The sequence below is a fragment of the Streptomyces roseolus genome, assembly GCF_014649855.1.
Taxonomy (GTDB): Bacteria; Actinomycetota; Actinomycetes; order Streptomycetales; family Streptomycetaceae; genus Streptomyces; species Streptomyces roseolus.
In genome coordinates, this window is record NZ_BMTV01000034.1 from 12712 (window position 1) to 27530 (window position 14819).

The window sequence follows — 14819 nt, forward strand, 5'->3', positions numbered from 1 at the left end:
CCCCCGCCGTCGCCACGGCGGGGGCTTTCCGCATGCGCGGCGGGGGCCTTCGGCATCCGTGCCCGCCCGCACGTGCCCGCGCCCGGGAGGCCGCCGGCCAGGCCGTAGGGTGGGGTTCACCGGTTCGGCCCAGAGGCCGGGCCCCGTCGAAGGGATGCGTACGCGATGGCGATCGAGGTCGGCACCAAGGCCCCCGATTTCGAGCTCAAGGACAACCACGGCCGCACCGTGAGGCTCTCCGACTTCCACGGTGAGAAGAACGTCGTCCTGCTCTTCTACCCCTTCGCCTTCACCGGCGTCTGCACGGGCGAGCTGTGCGAGCTCCGCGACAACCTGCCGACGTTCGTCAACGACGACACCCAGCTCCTCGCGGTCTCCAACGACTCGATCCACACCCTGCGCGTCTTCGCCGAGCAGGAGGGCCTGGAGTACCCGCTCCTCTCCGACTTCTGGAAGCACGGCGAGGCCTCCCGCGCCTACGGCGTCTTCGACGAGGAGAAGGGCTGCGCCGTCCGCGGCACCTTCATCATCGACAAGGAGGGCGTCGTCCGCTGGACGGTCGTCAACGCCCTGCCCGACGCGCGCGACCTCGACGAGTACGTGCGGGCGCTCAAGGCCATCTGAGCCCGCCCCGCCCGGCCCCGGAATCGGCGACGCGAACCGACATCCCCCGATTCCCCGGGCGAATCGCCTGTTTCGACGGGGAACCCGTCACTAGGATCCAGTCGTTGATCCGATGCCAACGCACGACCGGGGGCGCTGCCCCTGGAAACCAATGATGGAGGGACTCGTGGGAGTCAGCCTCAGCAAGGGCGGCAACGTCTCGCTGACCAAGGAGGCCCCTGGCCTCACCGCCGTGACCGTCGGTCTGGGCTGGGACGTCCGCACCACCACCGGTACGGACTTCGACCTCGACGCCAGCGCCATCCTGGTGAGCGAGGCCGGCAAGGTGCGCAACGACCAGGACTTCGTCTTCTTCAACAACCTCAAGAGCGCCGACGGTTCCGTCGAGCACACCGGTGACAACCTCACCGGTGAGGGCGAGGGCGACGACGAGCAGGTCAAGGTCAACCTGGCCGGCGTGCCGGCCGACGTGGCCAAGATCGTCTTCCCGGTGTCCATCTACGACGCCGAGAACCGCCAGCAGTCCTTCGGCCAGGTGCGCAACGCGTTCATCCGCGTCGTGAACCAGGCCGGCGGCGCCGAGATCGCGCGGTACGACCTCTCCGAGGACGCCTCGACCGAGACCGCCATGGTCTTCGGCGAGCTGTACCGCCACGGCGCGGAGTGGAAGTTCCGCGCGGTCGGCCAGGGTTACGCCTCGGGCCTGCGCGGCATCGCGCAGGACTTCGGCGTCAACGTCTGAGTCGAGCCCGCACGCACACGTCCGGCGCCGCACCTCGTGCGGCGCCGGACGTGCCTCATGGCAGCAGCATCCACCGGGGAGGAACCGAACACCATGGGCGTCACGCTCGCCAAGGGAGGCAACGTCTCCCTCTCCAAGGCCGCACCCAACCTCACCAAGGTCCTCGTCGGCCTCGGCTGGGACGCGCGGTCCACCACCGGAGCCGCCTTCGACCTCGACGCCAGCGCGCTGATGTGCCAGGCCGGCCGGGTGCTCGGTGACGAATACTTCGTCTTCTACAACCAGCTGCGCAGCCCCGAGGGTTCGGTCGAGCACACCGGCGACAACCTCACCGGCGAGGGCGACGGCGACGACGAGTCGCTGGTCATCGACCTCACCCGCGTCCCGCTCCACTGCGACAAGATCGTCTTTCCGGTCTCGATCCACGACGCCGACAACCGCGGCCAGACCTTCGGCCAGGTCAGCAACGCCTTCATCCGCGTGGTGAACCAGGCGGACGGCCAGGAGCTGGCCCGTTACGACCTCTCCGAGGACGCCTCCACCGAGACCGCGATGATCTTCGGCGAGCTCTACCGCTACAACGGCGAGTGGAAGTTCCGTGCGGTCGGCCAGGGGTACGCGTCCGGGCTGCGGGGCATCGCTCTAGACTTCGGGGTCAACGTTTCGTAAAGCCGCGTTATCACACAATGGGGTAGGCAGTGGTTCTGAAAACCTTCGGCTGGTCGTTCGCGATCACCGCGCTCGGCCTGGTCGCCGCGGTTCTCTACGGGGGGTGGGAGGCGTTCGGGATTGTCGCGATCCTCTGCATCCTCGAGATCTCGCTCTCCTTCGACAACGCCGTGGTCAACGCCGGCATCCTGAAGAAGATGAATGCCTTCTGGCAGAAGATCTTCCTCACCATCGGCATTCTGATCGCCGTCTTCGGAATGCGACTGGTCTTCCCCGTCGTGATCGTCGCGGTGAGCGCCAAGATCGGACCCATCGAGGCCGTCGACCTGGCGCTCAACGACGCCGACCGCTACCAGGAGCTCGTCACCGACGCGCACCCGTCGATCGCCGCCTTCGGTGGCATGTTCCTGCTGATGATCTTCCTCGACTTCATCTTCGAGGACCGTGACATCAAGTGGCTCGGCTGGATCGAGCGCCCGCTGGCCAAGCTCGGCAAGGTCGACATGCTGTCGGTCTGCATCGCCCTGATCGTCCTGCTCGTCGCCTCGATGACCGTCGCGACCCAGGCCCACCAGCACGGCGGCATGCACGTCGACAAGACGCAGACGGTGCTGATCTCCGGCATCGCCGGCCTCATCACGTACCTGGTCGTCGGCGGTCTCTCCGGCTTCTTCGAGAACAAGCTCGAAGAGGAGGAGGAGCGCGAGCACGAGGCCGAGGAAGAGGCCAGGCGCAGCGGCAAGAAGGTCTCCGCGATCCAGCTGGCCGGCAAGGCCGCCTTCTTCATGTTCCTGTACCTGGAGGTCCTCGACGCCTCCTTCTCCTTCGACGGCGTCATCGGCGCCTTCGCCATCACCAACGACATCGTCCTGATGGCGCTCGGCCTCGGCGTCGGCGCCATGTACGTCCGGTCCCTCACGGTCTACCTGGTCAAGCAGGGCACCCTGGACGACTACGTCTACCTGGAGCACGGCGCCCACTACGCCATCGGCGCCCTCGCCGCGCTCCTCCTCATCACCATCCAGTACGAGATCAACGAGGTCATCACCGGCCTCATCGGCGTCGTCCTGATCGGCTGGTCCTTCTGGTCCTCCGTCCGCCGCAACCGCGCGCTGGCGGCCGAGGAGGGCGGCTCCGGCTCCTCCGGCGACAAGGCCGAGGTGAGCTCCGGGGTGTGACACCCTGCTCCCCGGAGTGCGCCCCGCCACGGGGTGTGACACCGGGGACAATGAGGAACGCTTCCCTGCGGGGCGGCCGGCCCGTCCGGTCGCCCCGCAGGCGTGTGGCGGGCGGACAAGGCGACCGATCGTGGGGGTGGGGGCCGATGGCCTTCTGGGACAGTCTGATTCCGGGGCGCGCGACGCCCTTCGACACGGGGATGGGCGCGTCCCACACCATCGACCTGACCAGGCGGCGCCCCCAGGTGTCGCTGGCCCGCCAGGGCGGCGCCACCGGCAACCTCCGGGTCAACCTCTCCTGGCGGATGCGCACCTCCGACATCGAGGGCCGTTCCCGGCAGAGCGGCCGGCTGCTGCGCAATCCGGCCCAGTACTTCAAGCCCGAGGTCGTCCAGGCGCACACCCAGGGCATGGTCAACGTCGACCTCGACCTCGGCTGCCTCTACGAGCTCAAGGACGGCAGCAAGGGCGTCGTACAGCCGCTCGGCGGCTTCTTCGGCGACCTCAACGCCGCCCCGTACGTGAAGCTCAGCGGCGACGACCGCTTCGGGGCCCCCTCCGGGGAGACGATCTTCGTCAACCTCGACCACAAGGACGAGATCAAGCGGCTGCTCTTCTTCGCGTACATCTACGACCAGACCCCGGCCTTCGACCGCACGCACGCCAAGATCACGCTCTATCCGAGCAACGGCCCGCGCATCGAGATCGACCTCGACGAGCGCGCCCCGCAGGCCCGCTCCTGCGCCGTCTTCTCGGTGGACAACAGCAAGGACGAGCTGATCGTCCGGCGCGAGGTGCGGTTCGTCTACGGCTTCCAGGCCGAGCTGGACCGGCTCTACGGCTGGGGACTCCAGTGGGGCCGCGGCTACAAGTCCAAGACCTGACGGCGGCCCCCCGGCGCCCGGGTCAGGCGCGCTGGAACTGCGGCCCCATCGGCGGCATCCGGAACTCCGCGGCCGGCTCGGGGCCGCCCTGCCCGGCGTGCACCGGCTGCGGGTAGCCGTACGCGGGCCCGGGGCCCGGCACCGACGACTGCGGGTAGCCGTAGGCGGGCTCCCGCTCGGGCATCGGCGGCACGGGGGGCATCGGCGGCAGCGGCGGCACGGGGGTGTGGACGACGGTCGCGTCGAGGTCCGGGTCCGGGGCGGAGCCCGTACCGGCTCCGGTGCCGGCGGCGGAGGCGTCGACGAGCGCGGTCTCGGCGAGCGAGCCCTCGGAGACGGACGCCGAGGCGTCGGTGCCGGCCGCGTCGGCGGCGTCCTCGGGCGCCTCGTCGACCGAGATGCCGAAGTCCGTCGCCAGGCCCACCAGGCCGGTCGGATAGCCCTGCCCGACCGCCCGGAACTTCCATCCGTCGCCCCGGCGGTACAGCTCGCCGCAGATGACCGCGGTCTCCTCGCCGGTCTCCGCCGTGACGTCGAAGCTGGCCAGCGGTTCCCGGTCGGGCGCGGCCGTGGCGTCGTACAGGTGGATCCGCAGGTCCGTGACGGCGCGGAAGGTGCCGCCGTCCGAGGAGGCGGCGAGCACCACCCGGTCGACGGCGGCGTCGAGCGCCCCGAGGTCGGCCTCGACCGTGTCCGTCAGCCCGTCGGCCACCCGCTTCTTCGGCAGCCGCCGCACCAGCCCCGAAGGGTGGCGCGGCTGGTTGTAGAAGACGAAGTCCTCGTCGGAGCGGACTCGCCCGTCGGGCCCGAGGACCAGGGCCGAGGCGTCCACGTCGGGGACCCCGGGGCCCGGGGTCCAGCGGAGCACGGCCCGTACGGCCGCGGTGTCGAGAGGGACGTTGGAGCCCTTCAGCATCGCGTGCGTCATGACGGCCATCCTGCCCTCCTGCCCGACCGGGGGACAACGCGGGGGCGCGACGAACCGCCCGGCGGCCGGGCCGGAGCGGCGGAACCGGGATCGTACACCTGACGGAATCCGGTGTAGGGGAGGCATCCGACGGGGACGGGTTACCTGGATTTCACGCGCGCTGGGAACCATGGACACCCGCACCTACGTACTATTACCGGCCACGTGTCATCCGGCCAAAGAAACCAGACGGGGGACTTATATGCGTCATTTCGGGCACATTCCGTCCACCGTGCGGAACGGACTGTTCCACCGCGAGCCGGTCGAGTTCACCGCCGACTCGCCCGCCGGCACGCTCGCGGTCGCCCTCGGCGCCACGCTCTACAGCCCGGCCACCCGGCCCCGTCTCGCCGACGCGATCCGCAAGCAGGCCGCCCGGGGCGTCGTGTCCATGGTCCTCTGCCTGGAGGACTCGATCGGCGACGAGGACGTCCAGGCCGGCGAGGCCAACCTGATCCAGGAATTCCGCCGCCTCGCCACCGAGACCCCGGAGGGGACCGAGGACGGCGGCACGGCCGACGGGCGGCCCGCCGAGGGCCCCGGCCTCCCCCTGCTCTTCATCCGCGTCCGCGACCCCCGCCAGATCACCGACCTCACCACCCGCCTCGGCGACGCCGTCCGCCTGCTGTCCGGATTCGTCCTGCCCAAGTTCACCGAGGCCCGCGGCGCCGCCTTCCTCGAGGCGCTCGGCCAGGCCGAGCGCCTCGCCGGCCGTCGCCTCTACGCCATGCCCGTCCTGGAGTCCCCCGAGCTGCTCCACCTGGAGACCCGGGCCGAGACCCTCGCCGGCATCGCCGCCATCACCGACAAGTACCGCGACCGGGTCCTCGCCCTCCGCCTCGGCGTCACCGACTTCTGCTCCGCCTACGGGCTCCGCCGCTCGCCCGACATGACCGCCTACGACGTCAAGGTCGTCGCCCACGTCATCGCCGACGTCGTCAACGTCCTCGGCCGCGCCGACGGCACCGGCTTCACCATCACCGGCCCCGTCTGGGAGTACTTCCGCCCTGGCGAGCGCATGTTCAAGCCCCAGCTGCGCCGCAGCCCCTTCCTGGAGGGCCGCGCCGAGGACCTGCGCACCGCCCTCATCGAGCACGACATGGACGGCCTGCTCCGCGAGATCGAACTCGACCGCGCCAACGGCCTCCTCGGCAAGACCTGCATCCACCCCACCCACGTGGTGCCCGTCCACGCCCTGTCCGTGGTCAGCCACGAGGAGTGGAGCGACGCCCAGGACATCCTCCGTCCCGAGCGGGACGGCGGCGGAGTGCTCCGCTCCGCCTATACGAACAAGATGAACGAAGTGAAGCCGCACCGCGCCTGGGCCGAGCGCACCCTGCTGCGCGCCGACGCCTTCGGCGTCGCCCGCGAGGACGTCGGCTTCGTGGAACTGCTCACCGCCGGCCTGGCCGGCTGACGAAAGGACTGCGGCGACGTGGTGTGGACCGGAACGTGGGTCGCGGAGCGGCTCGGCGTCGAACTGATCGGCGACGAGGAGCTGCCGGCCCTCTTGGGCCTCGCCCTGCGCCGCAACCCCAAGCGCGCCCACCTGCTCGTCTCCAGCGTGCTCGGCAAGCACGTGCCGCAGCACCCCTCCGTCGTGTACGGCTCCGGCCTCGGCCTCGGCCTGCGCGTCCGCGAGCTCCTCGGCGCGGAGGAGTCCGGGCGGGCCGTCGTCCTCGGGTACGCCGAGACCGCCACCGCCCTCGGCCACGCCGTCGCCGACGGCCTCGGCTCGGCCCCCTACCTCCACTCCACCCGCCGCCCCGTCCCCGGCGTCGCCACCGCGGGCGGTTTCGAGGAGTCCCACTCCCACGCCACCTCCCACCTGCTGCTCCCCGAGGACCCGGAGCTGCTGGCGGGCCCGGGACCGCTGGTCCTCGTCGACGACGAGTTCTCCACCGGCAACACCGTCCTCAACACCATCCGCGGCCTCCACGAGCGCTACCCCCGCGACCGGTACGTCGTCGTCGCCCTCGTCGACATGCGCGCCCCCGCCGACCGCGACCGCCTCACCGCCTTCGCCGCCGAGATCGGCGCCCGCGTCGACCTCCTCTCCCTCGCCGCCGGCACGGTCACCCTCCCGGACGGCGTCCTGGAGAAGGGCCAGGAACTGGTGGCCCGCCACGAGCCCACCGCACCGGCGACGGCGCCCACCACGCCGACGGCCGGGCCCGCAGCCCCGACGGCCGCGCCTGCCACCTCGGCCGTGCCCGCAGCCCCGTCGGCGGCGCCCACCACGCCGACGGTCGCGCCCGTAGCTCCGACGGCCGGGCCCGCCGCCCCGGCCGTGCCCGCAGCCCCGTCGGCGGCGCCCACCACGCCGACGGTCGCGCCCGCAGCTCCGACGGCCGGGCCCGCCGCCCCGGCCGTACCCGCGGCATCCACCCCGTCGGCCATACCCGCGGCGCCCGTCGTACCGGCCGCGCCCGTCGTACCGGCCGCGCCCGCCGTCGTACGCGTCCCCCTCGACTGGCCCGCCGGGGTCCCCGACGGGGGCCGGCACGGGTTCACGCCCGAGCACCGCGCCCGCCTGGAGGCGGCGCTGCCCGGGATGACGAAGGCCCTCGCCGAGGCGCTCGCCGCCGACGCGCCGGACGGCGCCGACCGCGCCGACCGCACCCCCCGCGTCCTCGTCCTCGGCTTCGAGGAGCTGATGTACGCGCCGCTGCGGCTCGCCGGCGCCCTGGAGGACGCGGGCCTCGACGTCCGGTACTCCACCACCACCCGCTCGCCCGTCCTCGCCGTCGACGACCCCGGCTACGCCATCCGCACCCGGCTCGTCTTCCCCGCCCACGACGACCCGGCCGACGGCCCCGGCGACCGCTACGCCTACAACGTCGCCGGCGGCGGCTTCGACGCCGTCGTCGCGGTCGTCGACTCGGCCGCCGACACCCCCGAGCTGCACGCCCCCGACGGCCTGCTCGCCCAGCTCGCCGCGCACATCCCGCGCGTCGCCCTGGCCGTCGTCCCGTCGTACACCCCGCGGCCGCGATCGCAGCCGCGACCGCAGGCGGCCATGGATCCGATGGCCGCGCCCGAAGCTCCCGAAAGGAGCTCCATGCTGCCCGAGCCCCTCCGCGGCCCCGCCTTCTCCTCGTACGCCCCCGAGGAGGTCGGCTGGCTGCTCCAGGACCTCTCGGACGTCGAGCTGGAGGCGCCCACCGAGGAACGCGAGGAAGCCATCCAGCGCGGCGGCGCGCACTACGCCGAGTCGCTGCCCGTCGAGTACCAGCCGAGCGCCCGCTACCAGGAGCTCTTCCACAGCGCCCTGGAGTCCTCCGCCGCCCGCATCGCCCACGCGGTCGGCACCGTCACCGAGACCGTCCTCGCCGAGAGGTCCGCCCGCCCGGTCCTCGTCTCGCTCGCCCGCGCCGGCACCCCCGTCGGCGTCCTGATGCGCCGCTGGGCGCTCCACCGCCACGGCCTCGACCTGCCGCACTACGCCGTCTCGATCGTCCGCGGCCGCGGCATCGACGCCAACGCGCTGCGCTGGCTCGCCGCCCACCACGACCCGGCCGACGTCGTCTTCGTCGACGGCTGGACCGGCAAGGGCGCCATCACCCGCGAACTCGCCGCCGCCCTGCGGGAGTCGGAGGAGTTCGCCGGCTTCGACCCGGAGATCGCGGTCCTCGCCGACCCCGGTTCCTGCGTCCGCACCTACGGCACCCGCGAGGACTTCCTCATCCCGTCCGCGTGCCTCAACTCCACCGTCTCCGGGCTGATATCGCGCACGGTGCTCCGCGCCGACCTGGTCGGCACGCACGACTTCCACGGCGCCAAGTTCTACCGCGACCTGTCCGGCGCCGACGTCTCGAACGCCTTCCTCGACGCCGTCGAGGCCCGCTTCGACGAGGTCGCCGCCACCGTCGACACCGACGTGAAGGACCTCCTCGCCGCCGACCGCACCCCCACCTGGGAGGGCTGGGCGGCCGTCGAGCGCATCAGCGAGGAGTACGGCATCCACGACGTGAACCTCGTGAAGCCCGGCGTCGGCGAGACCACCCGCGTCCTGCTGCGCCGCGTCCCCTGGAAGATCCTCGCGAAGCGCGGCGCCGGCGCCGACCTCGCCCACGTCCGCCTCCTCGCGGAGCAGCGCGGCGTCCCCGTGGAGGAGGTCGACGGCCTCCCGTACACCTGCGTGGGCCTCATCCACCCCCAGTACACGAGAGGCGCGACGGGCGCCGACGGGAAGGCGGTGGCGTCCCGATGAGCACCGTTCCCGCCCCGCGTACGACCCTGGTCGCCAGCGACCTCGACCGCACCCTCATCTACTCGACCGCGGCCCTCGCCCTCGGCATGCCGGACGCGCAGGCGCCCCGGCTGCTGTGCGTCGAGGTCCACGAGTCCAAGCCGCTCTCGTACATGACGGAGGAGGCCGCCGGACTCCTCGCCCGGCTCACCGCCGAGACCGTCTTCGTGCCCACCACGACCCGGACGCGCAAGCAGTACCAGCGCATCCAACTCCCGGGCAGCACACCGAAGTACGCGATCTGCGCCAACGGCGGGCACATCCTCGTCGACGGCGTCACCGACGCCGACTGGCACGCCTCCGTCCTCCGCAGGCTCGCCGACGAGTGCGCCCCGCTCTCCGAGATCCGCGCCTACCTCACCGCCACGACGGACCTCTCCTGGGTGCGCAAGCACCGGGTCGCCGAGGACCTCTTCGCCTACCTGGTCGTCGAGCGGGAGCGGCTCCCGGAGGACTGGCTGGAACGCTTCGGCGCCTGGGCCGGCGAGCGGGGCTGGACGGTCTCGCTCCAGGGCCGCAAGGTGTACGCGGTGCCGAAGCCGCTCACCAAGAGCGCCGCGGTCCGCGAGGTCGCCCGGCGTACCGGCGCCGCGCTCACCCTCGCGGCGGGCGACTCGCTCCTCGACGCCGATCTGCTGCTCGCCGCGGACCGGGCCTGGCGCCCGGGCCACGGCGAACTCGCCGACAGCGCCTGGTCCGCCCCCCACCTCGACGTCCTCGCGGAGCGGGGCGTGGCGGCGGGCGAGGAGATCCTCCGCCGCTTCAGGGCGGCGGCGCTCTCCTGAGGGACCGGGGCCCGCAGGCCCGAGGGCGCTGAGGCCGCCAGGCCCCGGACTCTCGGACCTTCAGGCCTGGAGGGTCAGCCGCAGCAACCCCCGCCGCAGCAGCCGCCTCCGCCCCCGCTCGGGGCGGGGGCGGACGAGGAGGCCGCGGAGCCGCCGACGGCCACGGCCGACAGCAGCTTCACGGTGTCGTCGTGCCCGGCGGGGCACGCGGCGGGGTCGGAGGACTCGGCCATGGGCCGGCTGAGCTCGAAGGTGTCACCACAGGTGCGGCAGCGGTATTCGTAACGAGGCATGGGACCAGGCTAGTGGGCCCCCGCGCCCCGCTCCTCACGAATGGCGGCGACGACCCTCCCGGCCGCCTCCCGCACCGCCTCCAGCTCCATCAGGAAGTGCCAGTAGTCGGGGTGGCGTCCTTCCAGCCCGTCCACGGCCCGCTCGATCCGGGCGACGGCCTCGTCGAGGGGGCGGGCGTGCCGCGGATCGGGCCGGCTGCGTCCCTCCATGGCGAGCCGCTGCGCGTCCCGCACCGCGAACCTGGCCTTGTCCGTCTCCGCCTTCGGGTCCTCGGCGGCCGCGTCGAGCCGCCGCAGCCGGTCGCCGGCGGCGGAGACGGCCTCCCCGGTCGTGTCGAGCAGCGCGCGGACGGTCGCCAGCAGGGCGGTCACGTCCGGCCACCGCTGCTCGGACCGGGCCGTCACGGCCTCCGCGAGCCGCTCCCGCGCCTGCCGCACGGCCTCGGCGGCCTGCTCGGGCACGTGCTGGAGGTCCTGCCAGCAGGCGAGGGAGTACCGACGGCGCAGCTCGGACAGCACGGGCTCGACGGCCTCGGACCGCGTGGCCAGGGCCTCGGCCCGGGTCCGCAGCGACACCAGCCGCTTGTCGATCTCCGCGGCCCGCTCCGGCAGCCGCAGGGCCTCGGCCCGTACCGCCTCCGCGTCCCGCACGACCCGATCGGCCCGCTGAAGCGTCTCACCGACCCCGTGCCGCCCGGCCCCTTCGTTGAGCCGGGTCAACTCGGGCCCGAGCGCGGCGAGCCGCGCGGCGAGATCGTCGGCGCGCAGACCGGCCCCCCGCGCGGAATCGAGTGCTTCACCGGCCCCGCGCAGCGCCTGCCGCGCCCGCTCCACGGCGGGCGCGAGCCGCGCCAGCTGGGTCTCGGCCCGGTCGAGCAACGGCGCGAGCCCGCCCTCGAACCGGTCGAGCTCCCCCTTGACCCGCTCCAGCTCCTCACGCGCCGCGGTGAGCTCCGTCCGGGCCCGCTGGGCGCTCCCGGCGTCGATCTCCTCCCGGTCCAGATCGACCCTGTCCACGGCGGAGATGTACGCGTGCGACACCTCGTCGATCCGCCGCCCCAGTGCCTCGAACCGCTCGACGGCCCGCCGGGCCTCGGGAGACCCGTCGACGGCGGTGATGGTCTCCATGGTGATCCGCAGCCCCCGCTGCGCCGTGTCGAGCTCGTAGAACGCCTCGGCCGCCGCGTCCTTGGCCGCCTGCGCCTCCGCCCGCTGACTCTCCCCGCGCCCCCCGAACCACCGGCGCGTCCCCCCACCGGCGAACGCCACCGGCAACAGGGCCCCCAGGAGCAACGGCAACACGAGGCCCAGCCGAACCGTGGAACCGGCCCCGGGCGCCCTGCCGTCCCCCGAGGATGTCTCGCCGCTCGCCGCCAACGTCCCTCTCCCGTGCTGTCTCCGCCGTGCCCGGTCCGTTCATTCTCCCACCCACCAAGGACGAACACACGGCCCGATCAGTTCGCCCCCGCCCACCGGTTTGCGGCACCCACCCGTCAGCCATGTAGGCTGTTGCTCTCCCACGGGTGCGTAGCTCAGGGGTAGAGCGCTGCTCTTACAAAGCAGATGTCGGCGGTTCGAAACCGTCCGCGCCCACCAGCACAAAGGCCCCGGACCGATCATGGTCCGGGGCCTTTGACATCTACTTCTGACATCAACGGGAGCGGTCGATCACGACCGGGGACGGCTCCTGAGCAGCCGATCCACGTGACTCACGGCCTCTCGCTGCGTGTCCTGGACGACGTGGGTGTACACGTTCATCGTCACGGCGATCTGGCTGTGTCCGAGGATCTCCATCACGACGCGGGGCGGGACGCCGGCGGCGGTGAGGAGCGTCGCCGTACCGTGCCGGGCGTCGTGCAGCCGGACGACGCGGAGACCGGCGTTCTTCGCGACGCGGGTGAACGAGCGGTACAGGTTGCGCGGCTCGATGGGCTGGCCGGTGCGGGTGGTGAAGACGTACCCGGTCTCCGTCCACTTCTCCCCGGCACGCTCGCGGGCGGCGGCCTGCTTGAGACGCTGCCACCGCAGGGGAGCGACGCAGATCGCGGGAAGGGGAAGCGTCTGCTTGCGGCGGCGTCCCTTGGGGTCGTCCTCGTACACCTCGCCAGCCACCCGCTGCCGCTGCGTCCTGACCCGGATCTCCCGCTTGTCGAGGTCGACGTTCTCCCAGCGGAGGCCGACGACCTCCCCGCGGCGGAAGCCGAGGGCGATGGCGAGCACGAAGGCGGCGTACAGCGGGTCCTTCCGGGCGGCAGCGAGGAAGTCGAGCGTCTCGTCCAGGGACCAGGGGGAGAGCTCCCGGGCGGCGACGGTCGGCGGCTCGACGAGGGTCGCGACGTTCCGGCTCACCAGCTCCTCACGGCAGGCGGCGGTGAGGGCGGTGCGCAGGACCCTGTGGGACTCCTTGGCGGTGGCGGCACTGGTCTTCTTCTCCAACTGGACGAGGAAGCGCCGGACGTCGGCGACGCCGAGGGATTCCAGCCGCTTGGAGCCGAGCATCGGGACGAGGTAGAGCCGGACGTGCACCTCGTACTTGGCCGCGGTGGTCTTCTTGCGGCGCGGCTTGACGATGTTGTCCAGCCAGTACGGCAGCCACTCGGAGAGCTTCATCGAACGGGTCGGGACGGGAACGCCGTTGTCGACCTTGTCGAGGAGCGCACGGCGCTTTGCGTCGCACTCGGCCCAGGTCTTGCCGTAGGCGAACTTCCGGGCGCGGGTGCCGTCGGGCTGGAGGACGTAGACGGCGGCCTGAAAGCGGCCGTCGGACCGCTGGGTGATGGTGCCGGCCCCGTTGGGGTTGCGCTTGCGCTGGGTTGCCATCAGGCGGCCTCCTCGATCTGGTGGTCGATGAAGTCCCGGACAGCGTCGATGGGGACGCGGCGCGACCGGCCGACGGTGATCGAGACCAGGCGGCGGGAACGGATGAGGTCGTAGACGGTCGAACGGCCGAGCTTGAGCCGCTCCATGACCTCCGGGACGGTGAGGAGTTCGGCGGTGGCGGTGGTCATGCGACGGCTCCTTCCAGACGGAGTGCTTCCCGTGCGGTCTGGCGGTTGAGGTGGATATCCCGGGCGATGGTGGCGGCGAGGGCGGCCTCGCCGGGGGAGTGGCCGTGGCCCGCGTACTGCCAGTAGGCGAGCACGAGCACGGTGTCCGGGTCGGCGTGGCCCTCCTGGGCGGCGCGGTAGTCGGCGCGGATCTGGCGGAGGGCGCCGAGGGTGGTCGAGTAGCGGCGGGACTTGGTGGAGAAGTGGCCGCGGAAGCCGAGCATGTGGGCCCAGGCGGTGAGCTTCCGGTCCGGGTAGAGCGGTGCCAGGTCGAGGCAGGCTTCGATGAGGCGGCGGGGGTGGTCGGGGACGTCGAGGAGGTGGAGCACCTCCCGGTTGCCGATCCGGCGGTCGAGGCTGCCGGTGGTCTCGGCGGCCTTGGTGGCGTACTTGGCGACGTACGCGGCCACGGCCTGTTCGGTGATGTCGGAGCCGTCCCCGAACGCCTTGACCGGACGGACGTCGAGCTGTCGTCCCCACTGGAACCGCCGGCGCGGTTGGTCCCCGGCGGCCGGGATGGTGATGGTGGTGTACGCGTGCACGGCGGCGGCCCGGATCGCGTCGTCCAGCAGGGGCACGGTGGCCCAGGAGGGCGGGGCGCTGCCGGGCCCGTCCGGTCCGTCGAGCCTGATGACGGCGTGGAAGTGGATGGCGCCGCGCTTCTGGAACTCGGCGACCTTCCCGTACGAGACCCGCAGGACGTCCTTCATCGCGCGCTGCGTGAGCCCGGCGCGGGCGGCCAGTTCGCGGCGGAGGCGATTGGTGAAGCGCTGCCAGAGCTGTCCGGCGTGGTTGTTGAAGAGGACGGCGCCGGAGTAGTCGTACGAGTCGGGATCGAGGGCCGTGCCCAGGGCGGGGTCGTTCTCGGAGTGGCGGGTGCCGCAGCGGCAGGCGCCCCGGTCGGGCCGGTTGTGGACGGGGCCGAAGGACGGGGCGGTGAGCGTCGCGAACACGCGAGGGTGGTCGCGGACGGTCGCGGGGATGTCCTTGGTTTCGTCACCGGCGAGGCCGGCGCGGATCAGGTGGTACGTGTCCCCGGCGTAGGTGTGGGCGCAGGAGGGGCAGCGGGAGGCCCGGCGGTTGCCGCAGGCGACGCGGAGGCGCCCGCCGGGTTCGGTCTCCGTCGCGTACCGGCGGAGGGTCTCACCGGATGTGCGGTCCTTGGCGAGGGACCAGCCGGTGAGGTGGACGGGGTCGGAGCAGCCGCCGGTGCGGTGCACCTGATCCTTCCAGCGGTCGAAGTCGGGGTTCGCGGCCACGCGGAGGACGTCGTGCAGGGTGGCCGGGTCCAGGCCCGCCGCGGTCGCGGCGTTGGGCTGGGCCATGATGGGTCTTCCTTCCGGTCGAGAGATCGGCGAGGGGTACGGCTCCCGGGCGG

At 72.4% G+C, this 14819-nt stretch carries 14 protein-coding genes and 1 tRNA gene; 9 read left to right on the forward strand and 6 right to left on the reverse strand.

Annotated elements, in window-relative coordinates:
* Nucleotides 1-165 precede the first annotated feature (165 nt).
* The 5 genes from IE245_RS31125 to IE245_RS31145 all read left to right on the forward strand — a co-directional run bounded on the left by IE245_RS31125 (nucleotide 166) and on the right by IE245_RS31145 (nucleotide 4097).
* Nucleotides 166-624, forward strand: a complete 459-nt coding sequence (locus IE245_RS31125; protein WP_189953692.1) for a peroxiredoxin — start codon at nucleotides 166-168, stop codon at nucleotides 622-624.
* 166 nt (nucleotides 625-790) lie between these two features.
* Nucleotides 791-1366, forward strand: coding sequence for a TerD family protein (locus IE245_RS31130; RefSeq protein ID WP_030495317.1), 576 nt, complete (start codon nucleotides 791-793; stop codon nucleotides 1364-1366).
* 93 nt (nucleotides 1367-1459) lie between these two features.
* Nucleotides 1460-2035, forward strand: a complete 576-nt coding sequence (locus tag IE245_RS31135) for a TerD family protein (protein WP_189953830.1) — start codon at nucleotides 1460-1462, stop codon at nucleotides 2033-2035.
* Nucleotides 2036-2064: 29 nt separating this feature from the next.
* A complete protein-coding gene (locus IE245_RS31140) occupies nucleotides 2065-3213 on the forward strand; it encodes a DUF475 domain-containing protein (protein ID WP_189953694.1) in 1149 nt (382 codons plus the stop codon).
* Nucleotides 3214-3359: 146 nt separating this feature from the next.
* Complete coding sequence (locus IE245_RS31145) at nucleotides 3360-4097, forward strand: TerD family protein (protein WP_189953696.1); 738 nt, start codon at nucleotides 3360-3362, stop codon at nucleotides 4095-4097.
* 22 nt (nucleotides 4098-4119) lie between these two features.
* Here IE245_RS31145 and IE245_RS31150 read toward each other — a convergent pair whose 3' ends face one another.
* Nucleotides 4120-5034, reverse strand: coding sequence for a TerD family protein (locus tag IE245_RS31150; RefSeq protein ID WP_189953698.1), 915 nt, complete (start codon nucleotides 5032-5034; stop codon nucleotides 4120-4122).
* 232 nt (nucleotides 5035-5266) lie between these two features.
* Here IE245_RS31150 and IE245_RS31155 point away from each other — a divergent pair, with 232 nt between their 5' ends.
* From IE245_RS31155 to IE245_RS31165, 3 genes are read left to right on the forward strand one after another with little or no spacing between them, the layout of a single operon-like run.
* Nucleotides 5267-6481, forward strand: coding sequence for an HpcH/HpaI aldolase/citrate lyase family protein (locus tag IE245_RS31155; protein ID WP_189953700.1), 1215 nt, complete (start codon nucleotides 5267-5269; stop codon nucleotides 6479-6481).
* An 18-nt stretch (nucleotides 6482-6499) separates the two neighbouring features.
* Nucleotides 6500-9277, forward strand: coding sequence for a phosphoribosyltransferase (locus tag IE245_RS31160; RefSeq protein ID WP_189953702.1), 2778 nt, complete (start codon nucleotides 6500-6502; stop codon nucleotides 9275-9277).
* On the forward strand, nucleotides 9274-10101 hold the full coding sequence (locus IE245_RS31165) for an HAD family hydrolase (protein ID WP_189953704.1): 828 nt from the start codon (nucleotides 9274-9276) through the stop codon (nucleotides 10099-10101). Before IE245_RS31160 ends, IE245_RS31165 begins: the two co-directional genes overlap by 4 nt.
* A gap of 74 nt (nucleotides 10102-10175) precedes the next feature.
* Here IE245_RS31165 and IE245_RS31170 read toward each other — a convergent pair whose 3' ends face one another.
* Both IE245_RS31170 and IE245_RS31175 read right to left on the reverse strand, forming a co-directional pair.
* Nucleotides 10176-10394: an FmdB family zinc ribbon protein gene (locus IE245_RS31170; protein WP_189953706.1), complete on the reverse strand. Its 219-nt coding sequence runs from the start codon at nucleotides 10392-10394 to the stop codon at nucleotides 10176-10178.
* Between the two features lie 9 nt (nucleotides 10395-10403).
* Nucleotides 10404-11705, reverse strand: coding sequence for a hypothetical protein (locus IE245_RS31175; protein ID WP_189953832.1), 1302 nt, complete (start codon nucleotides 11703-11705; stop codon nucleotides 10404-10406).
* A 210-nt stretch (nucleotides 11706-11915) separates the two neighbouring features.
* Between IE245_RS31175 and IE245_RS31180 the strand changes: the two genes are divergently transcribed.
* Nucleotides 11916-11990, forward strand: a tRNA-Val gene (locus IE245_RS31180).
* A gap of 72 nt (nucleotides 11991-12062) precedes the next feature.
* Here IE245_RS31180 and IE245_RS31185 read toward each other — a convergent pair.
* The 3 genes from IE245_RS31185 to repSA are packed head-to-tail and all read right to left on the reverse strand — an operon-like array spanning nucleotide 12063 to nucleotide 14766.
* Nucleotides 12063-13214 carry a tyrosine-type recombinase/integrase gene (locus tag IE245_RS31185; protein ID WP_189953708.1) on the reverse strand — a complete coding sequence of 384 codons (1152 nt, stop codon included), beginning with the start codon at nucleotides 13212-13214 and terminating at the stop codon, nucleotides 12063-12065.
* On the reverse strand, nucleotides 13214-13402 hold the full coding sequence (locus IE245_RS31190; RefSeq protein WP_189953710.1) for a helix-turn-helix domain-containing protein: 189 nt from the start codon (nucleotides 13400-13402) through the stop codon (nucleotides 13214-13216). The genes IE245_RS31185 and IE245_RS31190 overlap by 1 nt, the downstream gene beginning before the upstream one ends.
* Nucleotides 13399-14766, reverse strand: a complete 1368-nt coding sequence (repSA, locus tag IE245_RS31195; protein WP_189953712.1) for a replication initiator protein RepSA — start codon at nucleotides 14764-14766, stop codon at nucleotides 13399-13401. Before repSA ends, IE245_RS31190 begins: the two co-directional genes overlap by 4 nt.
* Between the last annotated feature and the right edge of the window lie 53 nt (nucleotides 14767-14819).